Source organism: Rhizobium albus, from assembly GCA_030160035.1.
In the GTDB taxonomy this organism is placed as follows: Bacteria; Pseudomonadota; Alphaproteobacteria; order Rhizobiales; family Rhizobiaceae; genus Georhizobium; species Georhizobium albus.
In genome coordinates, this window is record BSNO01000001.1 from 650204 (window position 1) to 673470 (window position 23267).

The window sequence follows — 23267 nt, forward strand, 5'->3', positions numbered from 1 at the left end:
CAACGATGCTTGGCGGGCCCATGGGACGCTTGTCACTTTCGCTTCGTTTTGCTTTGGCCGGTGCGGTCGTTCTGATCTTAGGAACGATGATTATCGGAAGCTGGGTCGTTGCCCGGATTTCCAGTGGCGTGACCGCCAATGTCGCGATTTCGACCGCGCTGGTTGTCGACGGGTTGGTGACGCCCATCGCCCAGGAGCTGAAGGACAAAAACGTTCTCTCTATCGGGCCCGTTCGGGCGCTCGACGAGTTGCAGAAGAGTGCTCCGCTCGTCAATCGCGTCGTTGGCATGCGCATCTGGAAGCCTGATGGGCGTGTCGCCTACAGCAACGATTTCGACATGATCGGCATGCACTTCACGCCGTCCGACGAATTGCGGCGGGCGATCGCTGGAGAGGTCGTGGCAAGCCGCGATTCACTTCATGACGACGAAAGTGCCCGCGTCGCCGCGCTCGGTGTGCCGCTCCTCGAAATCTACAGCCCCGTCCGCGACCGCTGGACAGGCGAAGTTCTGGCGGTGGCCGAATTCTACGAGGATGCAACGAAGCTCGAGGCGATGCTGGCGCAGGCGCGCCGGCAATCCTGGCTCGTCGTCATCGCGACGATGAGCGGCATGGGGCTTCTTCTGTTCGGTGTCGTGCATGGCGGCAATCGGCTGATCGAACGGCAGAAGACCGCGCTGCAAGACGAAATCGAGCGCGTTGCTGCGATGTCGCATCAGAACGCCACGCTGAGGGAGCGGATCGAGCGGGCTTACACGCTGTCGACCGAACTCAACGAGCGCTATCTGCGGCGCGTGAGTGCCGATCTGCACGACGGACCGGCGCAACTCGTTGGCCTCGCTTCGCTACGGATCGGCAGCCTTCGCGACAGTGCCGACGAAATGCGCCGCCGCTCCGAAGCGGGGCTCGTGCAGCAGGTGCTGGGTGAAGCGATGAGCGACATCCGCACGATCTGCCATGGATTGTCGCTGCCGCAGATCGAGAACCAGTCTCTGACCGAGCTGCTCTGGGATGCCGTTCGATCACACGAACGTCGAACAGGCACGAAGGTGGAACTCAGCGTCTGCAACGACGATCTCGACCTGCCGGTTCACCTGAAAATCTGTTGCTACCGCTTCGTGCAGGAAGGCCTGAACAATGCTTTCCGACACGCTGGCGGGAACGACCAATCGGTGCTTTGCCACCTGGAGCACGGCGTGCTGCATCTCAACGTGACGAACGGGCCCTATCGGCCGGATCACCTCAGACCTCCTAACGAGCGCAAGAGCTTAGGACTGGAGGGGCTTCAAGGTCGGTTGGAAGCATTGGGCGGCCGGTTCCATTTCGAGACATTTCCCCAGACCGGCAGCCGGCTGGAAATGTCCGTCCAAGTTGAAAGGATTGCGGCATGAACAGTGCCATACGGCTCGTGGTGGTCGACGATCATCCCCTTTATCGCGATGGCGTGGTGCGCACGCTGAAGGAGCATGACGGTCTGGAGGTGGTCGGCCAGGGTGGATCGGCCGACGATGCGGTGCTGCTGTGCATGGCGCACAAGCCGGATGTCGCCTTGCTCGACGTGTCGATGCGCGGTGGCGGCATCGCTGCCGCCGGTCGGGTGATGGACGCCGTGCCCGACACGAAGGTGATGATGCTGACGGTCTCGGAACAGGACACGGACGTTATCAATGCCTTGGAACAGGGCGTCAAAGGCTATGTGCTGAAGGGCGTGGAAGGCAGCGAACTCGTCTCGATCATTCACCGGGTGGCATCCGGCGAATCCTACGTCGCGCCGTCGCTTGCGGCGGGACTGCTGGTTTCGATGAAGCTAACGATGAAGCGCAATGGCGAGGGCACGCGCGCCAGCATGCTGACGGAACGGGAGGAGGGCATTCTCCGGCTCGTCTCGCTCGGATGCTCCAACAAGGAGATCGGGCGCCATCTCGATCTGCAGGAAAAGACGGTCAAGCATTACATGACCGGCATTTTGCAGAAGCTGAACGTGCGCAACCGCGTGGAGGCCGCCGTCGTCGCCCGCGAGCAGCTCGGCATGCGCCCGGGCGACAGCGCGTAAGCGTCCTTCCGATCGCGCTTCCGGTCTGAAAATCTCGAACAAAAGAAAACCGGCAGCGGCCGAAGCCGCTGCCGGATCGCTGAACCCCTTGGGGGCGGGGGCTAGAAGGCGGAGTTCAGCCGATCGATGTCAGACTGTGTCGCCGCTCTCTCGACGACAGTCTGGTTGGTTGGATCCTTCAGTTCATAACGGCCGTTTTCGACTTCTTCTTTCCAGCCGTCGCTGTAGGTTACTTCAAGGGCAGTGCCCTCGCTTTCTGCTTTCGCGACCGAGCCGCGTTCGCGATCCGGCGAGAAGAATTCCGCCAGGTTGGACGGCCTGCTATCGCGGCCGTGTCTTCCGTGGTGATCGTCGTCGTCATCGTCGTGCCGGCCATGTCGCCTGTCGTCGTCGCGATCCCTGTCTCGGCCGCGATCGTCGGCCCGGTCACCACGATCGTGGTCGTCGCCGCCCCGATCATCGCCGCCACGGTCATCGCCGCCACGGTCATCGCCACCACGGTCATCGCCGCCTCGGTCACCACCACCACGGTCATCGCCGCCACGGTCATCGCCTCCACGATCGCCACCGCCATGGTCACCACCACCATGGTCACCGCCATCGCTATCGCCGCCGCCGCGACCGGAGCTGTCGCCATCCTTCGCAAAGGACTGGCCGAACTTGAGCTCCAAACGCATCCCCCCATCGCTGTCCTTAACTAGGCCGCCGGTCAGCGCCATTCCGGCTGATACGACCGCCATCGCCAACAGTGTTCGATTGAGTTTTGCCAATGTCATCGAATGCTCCTTGGATATCCGCCACGTGTATTCGTAGTTGCTTTCATAACCGCCGAAAATCCGGCCCGGACCGATGCGCGAGGCTGCGGCCCCTGGGTCGGTCGCGGGTTCGGACCATGGGCTGAATGGTTTCGGACCTGCACATCAGGACATGGCGAAGCCGTGATGGGCTCAAACGCGCCCATTTCCGCCAAACTGCCTGTGGATGGGCGGTCTGATGGACCGGCAAAGGTCGCTTGCGGTTGGGTTTGGTTCTAATGTCCAGTGTTTCTGCCATTGCGTCGGGTCTGAAGCCATCAGCCCGCTGAGGACATCTTGAGCCGCTTTCGATTCATCCATGCCGCCGATCTGCACCTGGGCAGTCCCTTTGACGGACTTGCGATCAAGGACCGTGTCATCGCAGAGCGCTTTGCAGCGGCGACGCGCGACGCCTTCTCCGAGCTGGTTCGCCGTGCGATCGAGGAGGAGGTGGCGTTCTTCATCGTCGCGGGTGATGTCTATGACGGAGAATGGCGCGACAATTCGATCGGGCTTTTCTTCAACCGCGAAGTGGCGCGGCTCGACCGGGCAGGCATTCCTGTCTTTTTGCTGAAGGGCAATCACGATGCGGACAGTGTCGTGACGAAGAGCATCACGCTGCCCGCGTCGGTCAGCCAATTCGACACCCGCAGACCCTCCAGCTTCTCGTTGGACGGGCTGAAGGTCTCGCTTCACGGACAGGGCTTTGCCGAGCGGGCGGCAAGTGACAATCTCGCGCGGGCCTATCCGGCGCCTGTGACCGGGCATTTCAACATCGGCGTGCTCCACACGTCGCTCACCGGCAGGCCGCCGCATGCCAACTACGCCCCTTGCTCCGTCGATGATCTGAAGGCGCGCGGCTATGATTACTGGGCGCTCGGCCATGTGCACGACCATGAAATCGTCGCCAACGATCCGCCGATCGTCTTCCCCGGCAATCTCCAGGGCCGAAACATCCGCGAGAGCGGCGAGAAGGGCGCGGTCCTCGTCAGCGTCGAGGACGGCCGCGTTGCGTCGATCGACCGGCTCGTCGTGGATCAGGCCCGCTGGCAGCAGGTGCGTGTCGATGTCTCGCAAGCAGAGACCGTGCCGGCGCTGCTGCGACTTGTCGAAGATGCGCTCGCTTCGAGCTGTGACGACGTCGCCGGGCGGCTGACGGCGCTTCGTGTGACGCTCACCGGTGCCAGTGCGCTTCGCCCGCAGGTCCTGATGGGCCGCGCCGAACTGGTCGACGAGATCCAGGCAGCGTGCCATCGCATCGATCCCGACATCTGGCTGGAGAAGCTCGATCTCCGGGTCGGCCCAATCGAACGACCAGTCGCGGTGGATGAAGGCGATGCACGCGTCGATCTGCAGCCGCTGCTCGCCGAACTCGTTCACGATCCGGCCCTCGTCGATGCGGCGGAGGCCGCGTTGCGGGACATTCTGGCGAAGCTGCCTGCGGCGTCCGGCTCGGGCGAAGCTCCGCTTGGCGCGACTGTCGACGAGCTTCTGGCCGAAGCGCGCGACGTGCTGCTCGCGCGCAGCGGGAGCGACTGACCGTGCGGCTGTTGCGCCTCCATTTGCTGCGTTACGGTGCCCTGACCGATCGGGTTCTCGAATTTCGGCCCGATGCGCGCCTCCATCTCGTCTATGGGCAGAACGAGGCCGGCAAGAGCTCGGCCCTATCGTCGCTTTCGGACCTGTTTTTCGGTTTTCCTCACCATGCTCACTACGCGTTCCTGCACAATGCGCAGACGCTGAGGCTAGCGGCGACGATCAGGGCGCGCTCGGGCGATGAATTGTCCTTCCGGCGCCGCCGCGGGAAAAAGGATACGCTTCTCGCAGACGACGAGGCGGAGACGCCACTCAAGGACGACGCGCTTGCGCCGTTCCTCGGAGGTTTGTCCCGCCCGGTTTTCGAACGGGCCTTCGGGCTTGATTCCGAACGGTTGCGCCTGGGGTCGCGGGCGATGCTCGACGCCGACGGTGAGGCGGGCGACCTGCTTTTTGCAGCGTCAGCCGGAATTCTTGGCCTGCGTCAGGTCAAGACGGCGATGGATGAGGAGGCGAACGCGCTTTTCACGCCAAGGGCTGCCGCCGGGAAGGCCTTCTACCAGGTGCTCGCCCGCCACGAGGAGGCGCGGCGCCTGGAACGCGACCACGAATTGCGTGCCGGCGATTGGAAATCCGTGAATGACGCCATCGACGATCTGTCGGAGCGTCACGCGGCCAAGGTGGCCGAGCGGACAGAGCTTCGACGGCGCGAGCAGGGCCTGGTTCGGCTGAACCAGTTGCGGCCGATCCTTGCCGAGATCGACCGCGAGAGGGAGCAACTGCGCGCTTTTGCGGATCTCGACCATGTCCCGGAAGGGCAGGGATCGGCGATTTCGGCGGCCCTTGCGACGCTGCGCCAAGCGAACGAACGGGTCGCGGCTGCGGAAAAGGCGCGGGAACGGGCGGAGGCCAAGCGTGCGGATATCGCGATCGACGTTGTCTATCTCGACCACGGGGATGCGATTGCCGAGTTGTTGTCGCAGTCGGCATCCCACCTCAAGGATCTCCGGGATCTGCCGCGGGTCACGGGCGAACGCGACGATTTCAGTCGCCTGCTGGAGGATCTTGCCCATCGTCTGGGGCTGGTGCGCAGCGATCTCGACCGACTTCAACCGACCGATATGGCAATCGCTGGCCTTGCCGAACGTGCCGCGGCCGCGCGGCAGGCGGCGGAGCGTGTTGCCCTGCTGGATGAGCGATTGGCGGCGGAAATGGTGCAGGCCAGCACGCTCGAAGCGCAGGCAACTGAGGTTGCCGCTATCGATCCGCGCCCCTGGCTCGACCGGCTGGAGCCTCTGCGCCCCGACATCGAGTTACTGGGCGATGTGGATAGCCGGACGGTCAAGCTCGAGACGGAGCGGCGCCGGATCGCGGAGGCGGTGAGCAGGCTCGTTCCGCCGGTCAAGGATCTCGATGCGCTGGCGAAGACCAGCCTGCCTGAAGAGACGACGCTTGCGGCTCAGCGCGATCGCATGCGCGATCTGCAGCAGGGCGCGCGCGTGTTGCAAGACCGTATCGATCGCGAGCGTGTCGAAATCGACGCGCTCGAAGCTGAGGCACGCGCCGAGGCGCATCGAGGCGTTACAGCAAGCCCGGCTGCGATCCATCAGGCGCGTTCGGATCGCGATGGTCTGTTCAGAGAGATCGCCGCTTCGTTGACGGGCGAGGCACCGCCGATCGAACCAGCCATCGCCGCAGTCTCGATCGGGCGCTATCGTTCTGCCGTAACGGCAGCCGATGCGCTTGCCGACGCCGCACTGGAGCAATCGGACCGGCTGGCCGAGGCGGCGGCGAAGTCCCGTCGCCGGGAAGATCTGCTGCGCAGCCATGCGGCCCTTCTGAAAGACCTCGATGCCAATGAGGCCGCGCAGGCGAAGGCGCGGGCCGAGTTCGCCCAACCGTTCGCTTCACTCGGGCTGGCTGCCGGTTCTCCGGACGAGATGATCGTCTGGAGCCGTGCGCTCGCTGCGCTCCTGGCTGCCCGGCAAGCTCTTCTCGAAGAAGAAGACCGTTTGGCGAGCCTCAGGCAGACCGCGCAGCGACTGCGCGATCCGTTGGAGCTGATCGCCCGCGGCATTCGGCTTGAGGGAAGCGAGAGCCTCCCCTTGCGTGCACTTGATCGGGGTTTGCGCGAACGGCTGCGGCAACTGGGCGAAGCGTGGGATGCGAGCCGGGATCTGGCAGCGCGCAAACGGGACACGGCGCGCAGGGTTGAGGATCTTCGCGAACGGCGCGCCGCGGCAGATCGGTCAGCGCAGGAGGCGCTTGCCGCGCTCCAGGCAGAAACCGCCCGTCTCGGGTTGTTCGAGCCGGGCACGCCGGCCGAAACCGAAGCTGCGCTTGCTCTGTGGAAGAAGGTGCCCGACCTGCGGCGCGAAGAGGACAACCGCGCGCGACGCGTCGCGGGCATCGAACGCGACATTCGCGGATTTCGCGAAAGCGTCGAAGCGCTCGTTGCGAAGCTGGATGCATCCATGTCGGGCTTTCCGCCGGCCGAGGCGATCCGCGTCTTTCACAACCGGGCCCAGGCGGCACGAACGGCCGACACCATGGATCGTCAGGCGCGACAGGATATCTCGGAGGCCGAGGAGGGGCTTACGGAGGCGAATGCAGCGCGCGTCGATGCCGAGGAGCGTCTCGCTGCCCTGGTTGCCGGGTTTGGCCAAGCGCCGGATGCGGATGCTATTGCCGGCCGGCTCATCGAACGCGATGGCCTCCGGGTCAGCCTTTCGCGGTGCCGTAGTCGGCTCGGCGAAGTGGCTGCGGGAGAAGACGAGACCTCGATCCGCGCGGCCATTCAGGAAGCAGATCGGGATGCCGCCTTGCCGGACCTTGCGCAGCTTTCGGAGGACATCCATCGGCTCGACGGTGAGGTCGACGAACTCTTCGCCCAGCTTGCCGCCGAAAAGGCGCGGCGCGAAGGAATGATGGGCGCCAAGGGAGCCGAACTCGCAGCTTTCGAGCGGAAGGCCGCCGAAGCCGAGCTCGTTCAGGTCGCGCGCCAATGGGCCGTGCTGAAATTCGGATCGCTGCTTCTCGGTGCGGCGATGGAACGGCAGCGGGCGGCGCAGAGCAACCCGATGCTGCAAAGGGCGGGCGCGTTATTCTCAGCCATCACCGAAGGCCGGTTCGATGGCCTTCGTCAGCAGTTCGACGAGAACGACCGGCCGACGGTCGTTGCTGTGCGGAGCAATGCCGATTTCGTCGGCGCTTCCGGAATGAGCGACGGGACACGCGACCAGCTTTATTTGGCGCTCAGGCTTTCCTATCTAGAGGATTATGCGGAGAGGAACGAACCGGCGCCTTTCATTGCGGACGATATCTTTCAGACCTTCGACGATGAGCGCACGCTTGCTGCACTGAAGGTCCTCGGGGAAACTTCCGAACGGATTCAACCAATCGTTTTCACGCATCACGGACACGTCGTGGAACTTGCGAGGGCTGCTCTTGGTTCTGCGCTCGACGTCGTGGAACTTTAATGGCACCCCCCTTAATCTAAGGGGTTCGGCGAAGCGATGCTGGTCCTATGTTAATGTGAGGTGACTATAACCGGTCCAGATGAGGTGATCGCCGAGATCGCGGAAGTAGAAGCAATGCCGCCTGCTGAGCATGCCGTACTGACGGGCGCCCATTGGGGCCTGACCAGTGCAGAATTGATGAATGCCATGCCCGTTGCTGTGTACACCACAGACAGCGCAGGTTTCATCACGTCGTATAATGACGCTGCCGAGAAGCTTTGGGGCCGGGCTCCGACGTTGAACGAGACGCGCTGGTGCGTTTGGGAAACCTTCTTCGACGATTTGGGCGTGCCCATTCCAACTGAGGAGTGCCCGATCGCCAGGGCGCTGACGGAAAAGCAGGATATGGAGCCTGTGGAGCTTTGGGCGGTGCGTGCCGATGGAAGCCGCGTCGCCTTTCTTGCCCATCCGAAGCTTCTGCGCGGTATGGATGGAGAGGTCGAGGGCGCGATCAATACGCTCGTCGACATCACAACGCACAAATCGGCCCAGGCCGCGGAATCGCGACTATCGGCTCTCGTTGCGTCATCGGCCGATGCGATCGTGAGTAAGGATTTGAACGGCGTCATCACCAGCTGGAATGATGGCGCGATGCAGCTTTTCGGCTACGCGCCGAGTGAGGCGATCGGTCGGTCGATCCGTATGCTGATCCCGCCGGACAGGGCCGGAGAGGAAGATCTGATCCTCGCGCGTATTCGTGCCGGTGAAAAGGTGGAGCACTTCGAGACCCGCAGACGCCACAAGGACGGGCGACTGATTGCCGTTTCGCTGACGATTTCGCCGATCCGTTCCCGGCATGGCCAGATCATCGGCGTTTCGAAGATCGCGCGTGACATTTCCGGGCAGCTCGAGCGTGAAGGGCGCATTCGCTCCCTGATGGGCGAAGTCAATCACCGCGTGAAGAACCAGTTCGCCGTCATCCTTTCGATGGTTCGAGAAACGCATCGGCGCAGCGGCGATGCCGGAGATTTCGAAAATCAGGTTCAGGATCGGATCCTGGCCTTATCGCGCTCGCACGATCTCTTGGTGCAGGGCGATTGGCGCGGCACGACGCTGAGTGAGCTGGTGCGGGCGCATGTGCTGCCGTTCGGTCTGGAGGAGAGAATCGAGCTGTCAGGACCGCGCATTCTGTTGCGGCCGATGGCCGTCCAATATCTCGGCATGGCGTTTCACGAGCTTGCCACGAATTCGGCACGGTACGGTGTCCTCAAGCAGGATACGGGCAAAATCCTGATCAGTTGGTCCATAGCCGAGAGTCAAAACGGACTGCGCTTCCTGCTCGACTGGCAGGAAGAGTTTCAGGGCCGATCGACAGAGCCTACGGAAAAGCGATCGGGGCTCGGCATGGCCGTTCTCGAACGCATTGCACCGTCGGCCGTAGGCGGGAAGGGGCTCATCGAGATCGATGCCGAGCAGGCTCGATGGTCATTGAATGCCCCCGCCCGCCAAGTCGAAGTCGCAGAAATCGACCTCGACGAGACGAGCCCATGGTCCAATCTTGGGGCTCAGAGGCTTTAAGGTAATCGTATTGTCGCGTTTCCGGACGGTGGACCGTACCCCTTTACATGGAAACGCTAGCTGACAGGCGTCCCGCCATTGGGATGGAGCACCTGTCCCGTGATGTACGACGCATCTTCGCAGGCAAGGAACAGCAGCGACGGCGCCACTTCGTTCGGCTGGCCTGGCCGTTTCAGCGGTGTGCTCTTGCCGAACTCCTCGACCTTGTCGGCAGGAAATGAAGCCGGGATGAGCGGCGTCCAGATCGGGCCCGGCGCAACGCCGTTCACGCGAATGCCTTTTTCCGCAAGATTGGCCGACAGTGCACGGATAAACGCCAGCAGCGCACCTTTCGTGGAGGAGTAATCCAGAAGCACCGGCTGGCCCCGATAGGCGGTGATCGATGTGGTGCAGATGATCGACGAGCCTTCCTTCAGGTAGGGCAGCGCGTGCTTGGTGATGTGGAACGCACCGAACACATTGGTGCGGAACGTGCGCTCCATCTGTTCTTCGGAAATGTCGGTGAGTTCTTCCTGGTAGTGCTGCTCGGCGGCATTGTTGACGACGATATCGATGCCGCCGAACTCCTCCACCGCTTGGGCAACGAATGCTTCGGCAACGCCGCTCAGCCCGATGTCGCCCATCTTGGCGAAGCACTGCGCCCCTTCTTCCCGAACGAGCCGCATCGTCTCCTCGGCATCGGCCGTCTCTTCTTCATCCTTGTACAGGATGGCAACCTTCGCGCCTTCGCGCGCGAAGAGAATTGCCGTGGCGCGGCCGATACCGGAATCGCCGCCAGTGATGATCGCAGATTTGCCGCTGAGCCGGCCGGAGCCCGGATAGCGTGGCATGAAATCGGGCTCGGGACGCATTGCTGCCTCCGAGCCCGGCTGGTGGTCTTGTTCCTGGCGTTCTGGTGCCTTGGTCATCGTCGAGATCCTTGGGGTTCCTTCACCCAACAGCAGCGAGACGATGAAGTTCCTTTCAGCGCAGGCCAGCCTTACGCTCAATGGCGGCACCGGTCTTCTCCGCGACCGTTTCGACCTTTTCTGCGACCGTGGGTCCACCATGGGCGGACGCAGGAGCAAGCCCCTCGTCCTGCATCGCCTCACGGGCCGTCCGCAGCGTGTCCTTGACCGCATCGGCGGCGTCATGGCGGGCTTTGCGAGCGCGCTTCCTGACACCCTCGACCGCATCGTCGTGCAGCTCGCCGAGCAACTCGTCCTCGCGCCGTGTCGATGGCAGAGCCGCGCCGATCGCGATGCCGGCAAGGACTGCGCCAAGGCCGATGATCAGCGGGTCATTGTCGAATGTGCGGCCGATGGCAGTGTCGCGCCAGGTGGACCGCTTCGACGTCACTGGCAGGTTTCTCGGATTGTTCATGGGTTGAATCCTTTTTGGCCGTGATCGCGATGGTGACGCTGCTGGCCCGGCCGACGTTTTGTAGATCAGCCAGCCGATACCGGCACCAACAGCAGCGAGCGCCAGTGGCTGACGCGAGAGTGTTTCTGGTAGGGTGTCGTCGCCAAGGCCAGTGCGATTGGCAGCCTCGTCGACGATCTTGCGGACGGAGAACTGGTCGCGCAAAGCGTCCAGCCTCAGGCTCAATTCGGTGCGTTTGAGTTCGACTTCCTGCGCGAGCTCGGCCGATGATTGCCGGATATCAGACATGGGTTACCTCAGGCGCGATCGTCGGTGCCAAGCACCGATGTGGAGCGAGCGGCATCCGTTTCCTGCTCGAAACCGCTCATGCCCGTGCCAGCATCGTCTTCGACATAGGGGCTCTCGTCATCGTCGTACGCCTCAAGCTCATCGTCTTCGTATTCATATTCCTCAGCCCGCTCGCTGCTCGCCTTCAAGAAGCGCGCGATGGTCAAACCGGCCAGCAGTCCACCCGCCACGAACAGGAGCGGGTGTCGGCGCCCAATATCGCGCAGATCGTCGGCCGCGTTGACGATCGAGCGTTCCTGGATGGAGCGAGAGAGATTATCAAGCCCATCGGCCGCTTCACGGGCAAGCTTGCCGGTCAATGCCGCGCCTGCCGTGTCCTCGCGCACGGATCCTCGAACGCGGTTGGCGATATCGTGCAGGCCTTCGGCAAGCGCATCCTTGCGCTGGTCCGCCTCGTCGATGGCCTTCAGCCGGACCTTTTCGCTAAAGGACGCCGCCTTTGATCGCGTGCGCGCGCCGGCGTCGGCAAGCTTCTCGCGCGCATCGTGCATCTCGGCGTCGAGCGCGTCGCGGATGGGCGTATGCTTCTCCGATGGGTGATCGCGGGTGTCGATGTCGGTATGGTGGGGATAGGTTGCCATTGGCTGATCCTTTCACGTGCGGTGGGCCGCGCCTTTGGGATCTGAACCGCTCCTGAAGAAAATTGTTCCTCGATTGCGACGCCGGAAAAATTCGGCCGTGGTGGAACTTCGCTCGGTGGCGCCGGTTTCACGTCCAGCGAACCGCGGCTGCGTCAGCCGGACGCGGCGGTATAGGACACAGGCTGGTTTTTCCGGCTTCCTACCTGGCCTCGGGATTGGCACCCATCCTTGTCCCGCCCAGCCGCGGTTCGCTGCTTCCCAGCCGCTAATTCAGAACGATCGAGAAGATCGTCGCATAGGCGACGACGACGGCGATGATGCCGATGGCGAGTGACAGGGCCACAATGGGGCGCATCGCTGTTCTCCCTCAGACCATGTCGAAGATTTCGTTGGTGATCGTGCCGAAAGGTACTCCGAGCTTCAGGAGGTCCTGACGTGCGGCGTCGGTCAGCGGCTTCGGTCCGCACAACATGTGTGGCCAGTCGCGGCTGGATGCAGGCAGATGGCGTTTCAGGATCTCGGCCGAGAGGCGGCCGGTTTCGCTGTCCCTATCTTCGGGAGGCTCTTCTAGCACGTGAACGACCTTCAAATTGATCCGGCCGGACAACTCGGCGAGTTCATCGCGAAAGGCGGCATCGTCCCAGGCCTTGTTGCAGTAGAACAGGACGGCAGGCCGCTTGTCGCGTCTGGAATCCATCGCATGGAGGTTGGAGATCATGGGCGTGATGCCCACGCCGCCCGCGATCATGATAAAGCCTTTAGCGTCCGGGTGAGTGTCGATGGAAAACGTGCCATAGGGACCGTCGAGATAGGCGACGGCGCCTTTTTCGACTTCCACCGCCTGTTCCGTGAAGTCGCCGAGTGCCTTGATCGACAGCGTCACATCGGGACCATGCTCAGGCGGGGAGGAGATCGTGAAGGGGTGTTCCCCGAGACCAAACGGCGACCGCTCGAGCGTCAGCCAGGCGAATTGTCCCGGTTTATGGCCGCTCAGCGGCTTACCTTGCGGCCTCAGCACGAGTTGGTGGACGCCGCCGTGATGGGCGATGTTGTCGACAACGATCCAGGGATTTCTCTTCTGGTTCCAAGGCTTGCCGATGCGCACCCAGAGCAGCATGGCCAGCCAGCCGATCGTCACGCCCAACCAGAGAAAGCGCGTGCTTGGATCGGCAGTGAACCGCCCGACGCCGAGGACGTGGGCGATGGCCGCGCCGAAGCCGATGATCGCGAGAGCCACGTGCAGATAGCGCCACCAGCCATATTCGAGCTTCAGCCACTTGCGCAGTTCGGATGTGACGACAAGGCCGGCGAAGCACAACAGCGCGAGCCGAGCAGCTGTCAGTTCCCAGCGCGCCTCGAGAGGATTGAGAACGCCCAGCACTTCCTCGAACCAGAAGTACAGAATGCCGAAATGGGCGAGCATCAGGCCGAGCGCGCCGATCGCCATGTAGCGGTGGAAGACATAGACGATGTCGACACCGAAGGGGTGCGACAGCCGCCGGAAGCGGGCAGTCAACGCAAATTGCAGCCCGGCCACGGCAAGCGCGCCGAAGCCGAAACCCATCGATAGATCGAACAGGAAGCCATTGCCCTCGACCCGCTCACCGCGAAGGAGGACGAGAAAAGGCAGCGCCAGCACCGCCGGAATGGCCGCAATCCAGGCAATTTGCCTCACGGTTCGGCTCATGTGCGGCTCCCTTGAGCGGTCAATGGCACGGGCTTAGCGCCACGACCGGGCCGAAGGTGAAGATGATGCAGAACAGGGCCACGATGTTGAGCCTGTCTGCCGCCACGCCGATCGTATCTCGGCGTTCATGCAGTTCCGATCGACGATAGAGACGGATCATTCCGATATTCGCGATACAGGCCAGCAGGGCGAGAGTGACGAGCACAATGCGCTGCAGCGACAGGCCGAACGCATGGTCGGTCATGTGCCAGCTAAAGGCACAGCCGAGCGTCAGCACCATGTAGAGCGTGAGGAAGGTGAGCGACCACAGGCCGAAACCGGCCACCAGCCACAGGATCGGAAAGCGTCTAACGGTTTCAGTCGCCGGGCTTTTCATGGCTGCTCTCCGCTCGGGATGTTGAAGCCGATGAGAAGCGGCAGCAGGAGGACGAGACCGACCCCAGCCAGCACCGAGAGGGCGGTGTAGTCATGCCAAAGCTTGCCGATCCTGAGGTCGAGTGTCCGCCGGGCCGATACATAGCCGGCGTGCTGGCGCCATGCACCGAAGCCGGCGAAGATTACGCCGAGGCCGGTATGCAATGCGCAGTAGCCGAGCACGACGAAGCTCGCTGCCAGATAGGCGTGGGTCGTCGGGTCGGGGATAGCGGTCGCCATCAGCCAGACGAGGATCAGACAGGCACCGAGCTGCGCCGCGGCCGCCAGCACATGGGGCATAAATGCCGAGCCGGATCTCTGCGCCGCGGCGATGCCACTGCGGGCCAGAAGGGGTGCTGCCGCTGCGAGCAGAACGGCCGCAAGAGGCAGGACGAGGCCCGGCTCCGCAACGGCGGGCGGCGGCCAGCCGGGAGCGACGAGCCAGAGGAACAGCACGCCGAACAACAGCGAGGTGTAGAGCGTTCCGTTGCCGACGAGCGCAAAGACCATCGCCCACCAGGAGGGCGGACGGTCGACCTCGTAATGAATCGGAAGATCCAGACCGTTGCCGATGGGGAGAGGGCCGTGATCTTCGCGGAAACCGCATGGTACCGTCCAGGCAAGCAGCAGAACGAGGACGCCGGCCAATGGGACAAGCGAAATCCAGTAGAGCTTGAAGAGCAGGCAGAGCACGAAAGCGCCGGTGGCGATCGCGGTATAGAGCGGCAGGAAAGTGGAGTTCGGCAGAAGCACGATGTGGTCGGGCTTTCCCGTCGTCATGTCGACGGCGAGCGTCTCCATCCAGCCATTGCGCGTGAACCCGAGATAGCCTTTGCCAGCGGCGAGCTCCGGGCCGATCTTTGCCGGCTCCAGTCCGTCGGCGCGCCGGTCGATCTGCGGCAGCGACGCAAACGCATAGGATGGAGGCGGCGTCGCTGTCGCCCATTCCAGCGTCCCTGCCTTCCAGGGGTCGCGACCATGTGCCTTGCCGAAGCGGACCTGAAGGATGATGTCGACCACGACGAGGGCGAAGCCGATCGTCATGATGAAGCCGCCGACCGATGACAGGAAGTTCAGCCACTCCCAGCCCACCCCGTCCGGATAGGAGTGGACACGCCGCGGCATCCCCCGAAGACCTGTCAGGTGCATCATGAAAAAGGTGATGTGGAAGCCGACGAAGATCAGCCAGAAGGCCGGCACGGACAGATGGTGCACGGGGAATTTGCCGGTGATGTGCGGCAGCCAGTAATAGGCCGCGGCGAGCATCGGGAAGACGAAGCCGCCGACGAGCACGTAATGGAGGTGTGCCACGACGAAGTGGGTGTCGTGCGCCTGCCAGTCGAAGGGCACCATCGCCAACATCACGCCGGTCAAACCGCCCATCACGAAGACGACGAAGAAGCCGATCATGTAGAGCATCGGCACGTCGAAGCGCGGCCGGCCTTGGGACAGCGTCGCGAGCCAGGCGAAGATCTGGACGGCGGTGGGAATGGCGACGAGGGCGCTCGCGGCCGAGAAGAAGGCCAGCGCCAGGTGGGGGATGCCGACCGTGAACATGTGGTGGACCCACAGGCCGAAGGACAGGAAGCCGACCGCGATCGCAGCGACCACGATCGCGCCATAGCCGACGAGCCGGGTCTGGGCGAACACCGGCAGCATGGTTGAGATGGCGCCGGCGGCGGGAAGGAAGATGATATAGACTTCCGGATGACCGAAAAGCCAGAAGAGGTGCTGCCAAAGCAGCGAGTCGCCTCCCCGCAGCGGGTCGAAGAAGGGCAGGTCGAAGGCCCGCTCCAGTTCCAGAAGCACCGAGGCGAGGATCATCGGCGGGAAGCCGACCAACATCATCAGAGCGACGACGAGCAGATACCAGGCGAAGATCGGCATGCGGGTAAGCGACATGCCCGGCGCCCGCAGCTTGAGAATCGAAACGGTGATCTCAACGGCGGCCGACATGGCCGAGATCTCGACGAAGGTGATGCCGAGCAGCCAGACATCGGCGTTTATGCCCGGCGTATAGGTCGAGGAGGAGAGCGGCGTGTACATGAACCAGCCGCTGTCGGGCGCCGCTCCGAAAAGCAGCGCGATGATCAGGATGGAACCGCCGAAGATGTAGCAATAGAAGCCGAATGCGGTGAGCCTGGGGAAAGCAAGATCGCGTGCGCCAAGAAGCTTCGGCAGCAGGTAGATCGCGAAGCCCTCGAACATCGGGATCGCGAAGAGAAACATCATCACCGTGCCATGCATGGTGAAGACCTGATTGTAGATATCCGGTCCGAGGAAAGCGCTTTCGGCGGTCGCAAGCTGGATACGGATCAGCATCGAGAGCACGCCGCCGATCGCGAAGAAGGTGAAGGCGGCGATCATGAAGCGGCGGCCGAGGACAGTGTGATTGACGGCCGCCAGGCGCCCAAGTCCTGGTTTCGTGTCCCAGATTGTCGCCAGCGCGTGGTGCAGGCGAATGGCGTCGCTGTCTGGCTCGGGCGTCGTCGTCATTGCGATGCTTCCGTTGCGGCGCCGCTCACGGTGGCGGCGTAGTCTTCTGGTTCATGGGCTTGCACGACGAAGTCCATATTGGCGTGGCCGACCCCGCAGAACTCGGCGCAGACGCCACCGTAGGTGCCGGGCTGGTCGGCCAGCAGGCGCAGAACATTCTCATGCCCAGGGATGGCATCGAGCTTGCCGCCGAGGCGCGGCACCCAGAAGGAATGGATCACGTCTTCAGCGGTGATCACGATATCGACCGGCTCCCCGGCCGGGATATGCAACACGGAGATCGTGTCGGCGGCACCTTCGCGATCGGGGTATGAGAATGTCCAGACCCACTGGCTCGCCCGCGCCTCGACGCGCTCCGGCGCGCTGGCAAGCGGACTGGCGATGAGCCTTTCGCCCATTGCGAGGGCGAAGATAACGAGAGCGGTCAACACGACGACCGGCATGGCGAGCCCGCCCCACACGATCCAGCGACGCGGCGAGAGGCTCTTGCCGAAGCCCGGCTTGAGGAGTGTCGCCAGAAGCAGGCCGATCGTCAGGACAAACAGGATGACCGAGCCGGCGAACATGACGTAGAAGAGATTTGCAATGGCACCCGCCGATGGCCCTGCCGGGTCAAGCGTGGACAGCGGACCTGCACAGCCGGCAAGCGCGGCGCCACCGGCTGTGAGGAACGTTGCCTTGATCCATGAGTTGCGGGCCGGCAAGGTAGCGCGGCGCAAACCCAACGGAGTGATGGAATGAGCGAAACGGAAAATCTCGAAAGCCCGGTGATTCAAAAGGTCGCCGAAAGCAAGATCGATTCCGCCATCGCCGTTGCCGGCCACCCGATCCATGCCATGAGTGTCCACTTTCCGATCGCGCTGGTCTTCGCCACGCTCGGCGCCGATGTGTTCTACTGGTGGAGCGGCGATGAGTTCTGGGTCAGAGCATCGGTCTGGTCGTCGGGTTTTGCCTTCGCTACGGGCGTTGCGGCCGGTCTGGTGGGCACAGCCGAACTGCTGTTCGTGCGCGGCATTCGCATTCGCGTGGCCAGCTGGACTCATGCGGTTGCGGCGATGACCCTGATCGCCATCATGGGCACCAATTGGGGCATGCGGCTTGCCGATGACGCCATGGTCCTGCCGCACGGACTTCTGCTGTCGGTCCTCGCGAGCATCATGGCCGGAATGGCCGGGTGGCACGGTGGCAAGCTTGTGTTCGATCATGGTGTCGGACTGGTCATAAATAGCGATCAATGAGAGGCTGGAACATGTCGCCAAGGGCGCCAGGCTCCGACAGGATGTCAGGCAGGAGCTGATCTCCGAGATCCGGCTTCAGCAGCACCACGCCAATGATCGCGGTTGCGACGATCACCGTGAGGATGGTCACGACGACTGCCCGCCAGGTCGAGTAGGTCTCGCCTTCCCGGAACAGCCGGATGATGACGAGACCCGTCAGCACGTGGACGACCACGAGCAGCGCGACCAGCAAGAGCTTCAGATGGAACCACGGCTCGAAGGTTTCCTGCACGAGGATGAGCGCCGTGCCGGTCGCGATCGCGATGAAGGCGGCCGGCGAGATCAGGGCCACATAGGCGAACCTGACCATGCCCTGCAGGCGATAAAGCGTATCGTCGTCACGCGCATGGGCACGCTGGACGTAGAGCCCCGGCAGGCTAACGAGCCCGGCGCTCCAGATCGCAATCGTCGCGATGTGAAGGAATTTCAGCCATACCATCATCCTCGGTCATGCCCGGCGGATGCTGCGAAACGCTCTTGAACCAGCGCCGACGAGAAGATCAGGGCGACGAGGAGGTAAGGCAGGGCAGCCGGTACCCACATGAGGATGCCCGCTAGCTGCTGGTCCGCCAGGGGCGATAGGCCGAACGCCTCGGTCGTCGCTATATGGTGGCCATAAAGCGGCGTGCGGGCGAAGGTCAGCAGCGCTCCCAGCATGCCCATCTGAACGATCGAGCCGAAAAGCGCGGCCAGGGCAGGCAGAGAATGCGCGCGGCGCGCTGCGAAGATCAGCTGCCACAGGAGGATGGCGGAACCGAGCAGCGTTATCTCCATGGCCCAATAGACCCAGTGGGACGACAGCGCGAACGCGTAGGGCGCCGGTGCATGCCAGATCCAGACGAAGATCGTATGGACGAGGAAAGCTGCCGACAGCAGCCCGGAGTTGCGCGGCCGGCGCATCGGCAAAGCGAGCGCGATCAGGGGGGCGGCGATCGCAATCAGCATCACATGGTGGAAGATGCGCGCCGAGAAGAGCGCTGAGCTCAGCGCGCAGAGCGGCGAGACGAACGCGACGAACAGTGTGACGGAAGCAGCGACTGCGTAGAGCGGGCCGTGCCGCGTGGCGGCCGTTCGTGAATTCGCGATGAGAAGGCCAGTCGTGACGAACAATGCGCCCAAGAGGTACGGGTCGAAGTTCCAGCTCTGCCAGAGCGTGTCCGGCGTGGGGCTCGGGCCGCAATAGACCTCTGAATTCATGTGGGGCGCTTCCTTGCTGTCACGCGCATCCTTTCATTTCACGACGCGAATTCAAACTGATTTTGCTCGAAAAACCAGATCGGGCGGGATTGACCCGCCCGAGCATGTTGCTGCCTAGGCGATTCCGCAGCGGCGTGCCACTGCCTCGCAGACCGGCAATCTTCTTTCTACAGCTTTACTTTAGGCTCGCGTGCCCAAAGCCGCAGCTTGCCGCACATCTCGATGAAGCCCGGAATGTCTTCCGCGCTCTCGATCTGGACCACGCCTTCATCGATCTCGATCGCTGCTTTGTCCAACAGCGGGCGTGCGTCCTCGACGAAGGCGATGAACTTGCAGTGCGCGAAAGCATCGGCCACGAAATCCCGAGCGGTTGCTTCCTTCACCAGTTTTTCCGCACCTTCCGGGCTGATGATGATGGCGACGGCATCGTAGAGAACCGACGGGCCGCCATCGATCATCTGGTCGCCTTCGATGAAGGACCCGTCGGAGGCTTCCACCCCGCCGACCTTCGGAGCGACGATCTCGATGTTTGCACCTTCCTCGGCCAGAGCCGAGCGCAGGGCTTCTACCAGATTGGCGTTGCAACCGTCGCTGACGAGCACGCCGAGCTTGCGTCCCTCAAAGCTTTCGGGCCCATTCTGGATGATCGACAGGGCCGCCGATGGCTCCAGATCGTCGCGCGGGGAGACGGCGGCGTCAGCCGCTTCCGGCATCTCACGAATGCCGAGATTTTCGGCCACCATTGTTGCCAGCGCCTCGTCGATGTTGAGCAGATGGGCAATCATCCGTTCCCGGATTGCCAACGTCTCGACTTTGGAAAGCTCAAACGTCAGAGCCATCGCGATGTGCTTCTGCTCGACGGCTGTCTGGCTGCTATAGAATTGCCGCGCCTGACTATAATGGTCGGCGAAGCTTTCGGCGCGCAGCCGGACCTTGGGGCCTTCGACCTCGTCGCGATAGGATCGATGACCGCGTTTGGGATCTTCGCGCGGACCCTCTCCCCACGAATTGGGCTGGTAGTTCGCTCTCCCAACGCGATTGCGCATCGCCATGTGCCCGTCCTGCTGGAAGTTGTGCATCGGGCACTTGGGCGCATTGATCGGCAGATGCGTGAAGTTGGTGGAGCCCAACCGCTTCAGCTGCGTATCCAAATAGGAGAAATTGCGGCCCTGAAGCAGCGGATCGTTCGAGAAGTCGATACCGGGCGGGACGTTCTGGGTCATGAAGGCGACCTGTTCGGTCTCCGCGAAGAAATTGTCCGGCATGCGATCGAGCACGAGGCGACCAACCGGAATCGGCTTGATCACCTCTTCCGGTATCAGCTTGGTCGGATCGAGCACGTCGAAGTCGAAGCTGTCGGCAAATTCCTGGTCGAACAGCTGGACGCAGAGCTCCCATTCCGGAAAGTCGCCGGCTTGGATGGCGTCCCAGAGATCACGGCGGTGGAAGTCGGGGTCGGCGCCGTTGATCTTCACGGCCTCGTTCCAAACCACGGATTGAAGCCCGAGCTTCGGCTTCCAGATGAACTTGACGAAGGTGGACTCGTCGTTCTCGTTCAACAACCGGAATGTGTGGACGCCGAAGCCTTCCATGAAGCGGAAGGAGCGCGGGATCGTCCGGTCCGACATGATCCACATAATCATGTGCATCGATTCCGGCGTGAGCGATATGAAGTCCCAGAAATTGTCGTGTGCCGACTGGGCCTGCGGAAAGCCGCGATCGGGTTCAGGCTTCACCGAGTGGACGACGTCGGGAAACTTGATCGGATCCTGGATGAAAAACACCGGAATATTGTTGCCGACGAGATCCCAGTTGCCTTCCTTGGTATAGAGCTTGACCGCAAAACCGCGCACGTCGCGTGCCAGGTCGAACGAGCCTTTCGATCCTGCGACGGTGGAGAACCGCACGAAAGCCGGCGTCTTTTCGCCGGCGCGCTGAAAAATGTCGGCGCGGGTGAATTCCGCAAGTGAATCGTAAGTTTCGAAATAGCCGTGGGCACCGTAGCCACGCGCATGCACGACGCGCTCGGGAATGCGCTCGTGGTCGAAATGAAACATTTTCTCGCGAAAATGAAAGTCCTCGATCAAGGCAGGGCCGCGCTCGCCGTATTTCAACGTGTTCTGGTCATCGGCCACCGGCACGCCATGCGCCGTCGTCAGGACTGGCTGGCCTTCCTCTGCCACCTGGTGGAGTTCGCCGCCATTGCCTCGCTGCAGTGTCAGATCATGCACGGTCGTCGTCTCGGATCGGCGCGCGCTCCGCTTATCAGTGTCGGCCATTGTGAGGGTTTTCCTTTGCGAGCTGATACACCCCGCTTGAGGGGCATGCCGGCCGAAGCGCCGAGCAAGCGACATGTTCCGAGTTCTCATTGGATGAGAGGCGCGGCCTGACTCATTTCGTGATCGGCTAAAGCACGATGCTCGATTGTCAAAGCGCTCGTGTTGTGCGAATGAACATTCGCTCTCATTTTGGATCGCGCGGTTTCCATGAACATTTCAGTGCTTCTCAAAGCGGCCGATACGCCGGAAACCGCCCAGTACTGTCGCCGGCGCCATATCATGGAAGCCGCCGAGCGCTGTTTCGCGCGATCCGGCTTTCACAAGACTTCGATGCAGGAGATCTGCGCTGAGGCGGCGATGAGCCCCGGCGCGCTCTATCGCTACTTCAAATCCAAGGAAGCGATCATCGAAGCCATTTGTCTCGATGAGCGGCAGCGCTGCCACGGCACGCTGGAGCCGCTTCTGGTGGAGGGCGATTTCACCGAAGCCTTCGTTGACATGGCCATGGCCTATTTCGAGCAGATGCGCCGGCCCGGCGCCACGCCCATGATGCTCGAAGTTTTTGCGGAGGGCCTGCGCAATGGTGCGGTCGGCCGAAACTTCCTCGAAAACGAGGCGATGGTGCGCGAGCACATCAGCGATTTCGTCAAACGGGCAGCGGATCGCGGCGACATCGATGCGACTGTCGACCACGATGCGGCGATCGGGATGATGATGGCGCTCGGTGAAGGCATCGTCATGCGTTCGGCGATCGATCCGGCGCTTGAGCCGGAGCGTATTCGCGCGATGCTGGCTGCGATGATCGATGCAGTGTTCGGGCGCGGAAAGCGCCGTTGAGAGACTTTTGTCGCCGCCGACCTTTGGCGGATGGCGCAGACTGAATGGCATGCATTGTTGGAAACACGACCGCTCGATGGCTGTGGAGCCCATTTGCTCCTCAAAACTTCGATGCGCGCTTTTGCGGAACCAGTAACGATGACCGAAGCCTTGGATTTTCCTTCGCACATGCCACGTGCGGGTGACACGGTGGGGATGCGCGGATGGGCGATGCTCCTGTTCGTGGCGTCGCTTTTGGCTGCGCCCATGGCGCTGGCCCAAGAGCCGCCTCAGACCCCACAGGTGCGCGCCCCTGCCATTTCCACCGTCGAGGCACGCGAAGGTGAGATCGCGACGACTGCCACGGTCACGGGAACACTGGTCGCCCGTGAGGAAGTCATCGTCGGCGTCGACGTCGAAGGCTTCAAGATCGTGGAGGTGCTTGCTGAAGTCGGAGACACGGTCAAAGCGGGTCAGGTGCTGGCGCGCCTCGATGCGGCGACTATCGACATCCTGCTTGCCCAGAACACATCGCAATTGGCCAGGGCGGAAGCCGGTATCGCGCAGGCGCGTGCAAGCATCGCTCAGGCGGAAGCCGCCAAGCTCGAAGCCGACTCCGCTCTGGAGCGGGCGCAGAGCTTGACGGGCAGCGGCGTCACCGCGCAGCAGACGCTTGATCAGCGGATCGCCGCGGCGAGTTCGGCGGAAGCACAGCTGAATTCGGCGCGCCAGGGCCTTGAGCTTGCCATTGCCGACAAGGCGCTCGTCGAAGCGCAGCGCCGCGAAATCGATCTGAACATGACCAAGACCGAGATCAAGGCGCCGACCGACGGTCTGGTGCTGTCGCGCTCGGCACGGATCGGCGCGGTCGCTTCGCCTTCAGCCGAGCCGCTCTTCCGGCTTGCCGAGGACGGCGATGTGGAATTGAGCGCGGATGTCACGGAAACGAGCCTGGCGTCGCTTTCAACCGGCATGGTGGTTCATGTAACCCCGGCGGGCTTTTCGCAGCCCGTGGAAGGCGAGGTCCGGCTGATCTCCCCGCAGATCAACGCGGCCAGCCGACTTGGCGAGATGCGGGTTTCTCTCGAAGCCAATCCCGCGCTTCGGCCCGGCGCCTTCGCGCGCGGCGTCGTCGAGGTGGCAAGCTCCAATGGTGTCATCATTCCTCTGTCCGCGCTCGTCGTGATCGATGGCGAGGCCACCGTGCAGGCCGTGGTCGATGGGCGCATCGAGACCCGAACCGTGACGACGGGCCTGCGAACGGCTGACCGCGTCGAAGTGTTGACGGGTCTGGAGGCGGGCGAAGTGATCGTCAGGCGCGCCGGTTCCTTCGTGCGCGACGGCGATGCCGTGACAGCTGTGGCTCAGGCCGAAAGCGGGGATCAATAGCC

Annotated in this window: 19 protein-coding genes; 9 read left to right on the plus strand and 10 right to left on the minus strand. The window is 62.8% G+C overall.

The annotated features are described in order from the left end of the window. Positions 1-20: 20 nt before the first annotated feature. The 6 genes from QQL76_RS03075 to QQL76_RS03100 all read left to right on the plus strand — a co-directional run bounded on the left by QQL76_RS03075 (position 21) and on the right by QQL76_RS03100 (position 9419). Entirely contained in the window at positions 21-1391 is a 1371-nt protein-coding gene (locus QQL76_RS03075) for a sensor histidine kinase (protein ID WP_499206327.1), read from the plus strand. Continuing rightward, positions 1388-2053, plus strand: coding sequence for a response regulator (locus QQL76_RS03080; RefSeq protein WP_126008826.1), 666 nt, complete (start codon positions 1388-1390; stop codon positions 2051-2053). The genes QQL76_RS03075 and QQL76_RS03080 overlap by 4 nt, the downstream gene beginning before the upstream one ends. 341 nt (positions 2054-2394) lie before the next feature. Next, positions 2395-2754, plus strand: a complete 360-nt coding sequence (locus QQL76_RS03085) for a hypothetical protein (protein ID WP_499206328.1) — start codon at positions 2395-2397, stop codon at positions 2752-2754. A 390-nt stretch (positions 2755-3144) separates the two neighbouring features. Beyond that, on the plus strand, positions 3145-4386 hold the full coding sequence (locus QQL76_RS03090) for a metallophosphoesterase family protein (protein ID WP_499206329.1): 1242 nt from the start codon (positions 3145-3147) through the stop codon (positions 4384-4386). Positions 4387-4388: 2 nt separating this feature from the next. Further along, entirely contained in the window at positions 4389-7862 is a 3474-nt protein-coding gene (locus QQL76_RS03095) for an ATP-binding protein (RefSeq protein WP_499206330.1), read from the plus strand. A gap of 114 nt (positions 7863-7976) precedes the next feature. After that, positions 7977-9419: a PAS domain-containing HWE histidine kinase family protein gene (locus QQL76_RS03100; RefSeq protein ID WP_499206331.1), complete on the plus strand. Its 1443-nt coding sequence runs from the start codon at positions 7977-7979 to the stop codon at positions 9417-9419. Positions 9420-9475: 56 nt separating this feature from the next. On the opposite strand, the gene QQL76_RS03105 is transcribed toward QQL76_RS03100, so the two are convergent. The 7 genes from QQL76_RS03105 to coxB all read right to left on the minus strand — a co-directional run bounded on the left by QQL76_RS03105 (position 9476) and on the right by coxB (position 17011). Next, the gene (locus QQL76_RS03105) at positions 9476-10327 is read right to left on the minus strand and encodes a Rossmann-fold NAD(P)-binding domain-containing protein (RefSeq protein ID WP_499206332.1); all 852 of its coding nucleotides are present in this window, start codon (positions 10325-10327) and stop codon (positions 9476-9478) included. 55 nt (positions 10328-10382) lie between these two features. After that, positions 10383-11069: a hypothetical protein gene (locus QQL76_RS03110; protein ID WP_499206333.1), complete on the minus strand. Its 687-nt coding sequence runs from the start codon at positions 11067-11069 to the stop codon at positions 10383-10385. A gap of 8 nt (positions 11070-11077) precedes the next feature. Continuing rightward, entirely contained in the window at positions 11078-11710 is a 633-nt protein-coding gene (locus QQL76_RS03115; RefSeq protein ID WP_499206334.1) for a hypothetical protein, read from the minus strand. 367 nt (positions 11711-12077) lie between these two features. Beyond that, the gene (locus QQL76_RS03120) at positions 12078-13397 is read right to left on the minus strand and encodes a ferredoxin reductase family protein (RefSeq protein ID WP_499206335.1); all 1320 of its coding nucleotides are present in this window, start codon (positions 13395-13397) and stop codon (positions 12078-12080) included. Between the two features lie 19 nt (positions 13398-13416). Beyond that, complete coding sequence (locus QQL76_RS03125; RefSeq protein ID WP_499206336.1) at positions 13417-13773, minus strand: hypothetical protein; 357 nt, start codon at positions 13771-13773, stop codon at positions 13417-13419. Then, positions 13770-16307, minus strand: coding sequence for a cytochrome c oxidase subunit I (ctaD, locus tag QQL76_RS03130; RefSeq protein WP_499206337.1), 2538 nt, complete (start codon positions 16305-16307; stop codon positions 13770-13772). Before ctaD ends, QQL76_RS03125 begins: the two co-directional genes overlap by 4 nt. After that, on the minus strand, positions 16304-17011 hold the full coding sequence (coxB, locus tag QQL76_RS03135; RefSeq protein WP_499206338.1) for a cytochrome c oxidase subunit II: 708 nt from the start codon (positions 17009-17011) through the stop codon (positions 16304-16306). Before coxB ends, ctaD begins: the two co-directional genes overlap by 4 nt. Before the next feature lie 33 nt (positions 17012-17044). Between coxB and QQL76_RS03140 the strand changes: the two genes are divergently transcribed. Then, positions 17045-17545 carry a DUF2231 domain-containing protein gene (locus QQL76_RS03140; protein WP_499206339.1) on the plus strand — a complete coding sequence of 167 codons (501 nt, stop codon included), beginning with the start codon at positions 17045-17047 and terminating at the stop codon, positions 17543-17545. Here QQL76_RS03140 and QQL76_RS03145 read toward each other — a convergent pair. The 3 genes from QQL76_RS03145 to katE form a co-directional block, all read right to left on the minus strand. Next, entirely contained in the window at positions 17526-18026 is a 501-nt protein-coding gene (locus QQL76_RS03145; RefSeq protein WP_499206340.1) for a CopD family protein, read from the minus strand. The genes QQL76_RS03140 and QQL76_RS03145 overlap by 20 nt on opposite strands. Beyond that, the gene (locus QQL76_RS03150) at positions 18023-18781 is read right to left on the minus strand and encodes a cytochrome c oxidase assembly protein (RefSeq protein ID WP_499206341.1); all 759 of its coding nucleotides are present in this window, start codon (positions 18779-18781) and stop codon (positions 18023-18025) included. Before QQL76_RS03150 ends, QQL76_RS03145 begins: the two co-directional genes overlap by 4 nt. Positions 18782-18948: 167 nt before the next feature. After that, positions 18949-21060 (minus strand): catalase, encoded by a 2112-nt coding sequence (gene katE, locus QQL76_RS03155; protein ID WP_499206342.1) that lies wholly within the window; start codon positions 21058-21060, stop codon positions 18949-18951. Between the two features lie 207 nt (positions 21061-21267). Here katE and QQL76_RS03160 point away from each other — a divergent pair, with 207 nt between their 5' ends. Next, entirely contained in the window at positions 21268-21897 is a 630-nt protein-coding gene (locus QQL76_RS03160; RefSeq protein WP_499206343.1) for a TetR/AcrR family transcriptional regulator, read from the plus strand. Positions 21898-22035: 138 nt separating this feature from the next. Then, positions 22036-23265, plus strand: coding sequence for an efflux RND transporter periplasmic adaptor subunit (locus QQL76_RS03165; protein ID WP_499206344.1), 1230 nt, complete (start codon positions 22036-22038; stop codon positions 23263-23265). Positions 23266-23267: the final 2 nt, after the last annotated feature.

Excerpts from the sequence above, each read along its gene's own strand:
- QQL76_RS03075 (WP_499206327.1), top strand. The coding sequence starts at position 21 with ATGGGACGCTTGTCACTTTCGCTTCGTTTTGCTTTGGCCGGTGCGGTC.
- QQL76_RS03080 (WP_126008826.1), top strand. The coding sequence starts at position 1,388 with ATGAACAGTGCCATACGGCTCGTGGTGGTCGACGATCATCCCCTTTAT.
- QQL76_RS03100 (WP_499206331.1), top strand. The coding sequence starts at position 7,977 with ATGCCGCCTGCTGAGCATGCCGTACTGACGGGCGCCCATTGGGGCCTG.
- QQL76_RS03105 (WP_499206332.1), bottom strand. The coding sequence starts at position 10,327 with ATGACCAAGGCACCAGAACGCCAGGAACAAGACCACCAGCCGGGCTCG.
- QQL76_RS03110 (WP_499206333.1), bottom strand. The coding sequence starts at position 11,069 with ATGTCTGATATCCGGCAATCATCGGCCGAGCTCGCGCAGGAAGTCGAA.
- QQL76_RS03115 (WP_499206334.1), bottom strand. The coding sequence starts at position 11,710 with ATGGCAACCTATCCCCACCATACCGACATCGACACCCGCGATCACCCA.
- QQL76_RS03120 (WP_499206335.1), bottom strand. The coding sequence starts at position 13,397 with ATGAGCCGAACCGTGAGGCAAATTGCCTGGATTGCGGCCATTCCGGCG.
- QQL76_RS03125 (WP_499206336.1), bottom strand. The coding sequence starts at position 13,773 with ATGAAAAGCCCGGCGACTGAAACCGTTAGACGCTTTCCGATCCTGTGG.
- ctaD (WP_499206337.1), bottom strand. The coding sequence starts at position 16,307 with ATGACGACGACGCCCGAGCCAGACAGCGACGCCATTCGCCTGCACCAC.
- QQL76_RS03140 (WP_499206339.1), top strand. The coding sequence starts at position 17,045 with ATGAGCGAAACGGAAAATCTCGAAAGCCCGGTGATTCAAAAGGTCGCC.
- QQL76_RS03145 (WP_499206340.1), bottom strand. The coding sequence starts at position 18,026 with ATGATGGTATGGCTGAAATTCCTTCACATCGCGACGATTGCGATCTGG.
- QQL76_RS03150 (WP_499206341.1), bottom strand. The coding sequence starts at position 18,781 with ATGAATTCAGAGGTCTATTGCGGCCCGAGCCCCACGCCGGACACGCTC.
- katE (WP_499206342.1), bottom strand. The coding sequence starts at position 21,060 with ATGGCCGACACTGATAAGCGGAGCGCGCGCCGATCCGAGACGACGACC.
- QQL76_RS03160 (WP_499206343.1), top strand. The coding sequence starts at position 21,268 with ATGAACATTTCAGTGCTTCTCAAAGCGGCCGATACGCCGGAAACCGCC.
- QQL76_RS03165 (WP_499206344.1), top strand. The coding sequence starts at position 22,036 with ATGACCGAAGCCTTGGATTTTCCTTCGCACATGCCACGTGCGGGTGAC.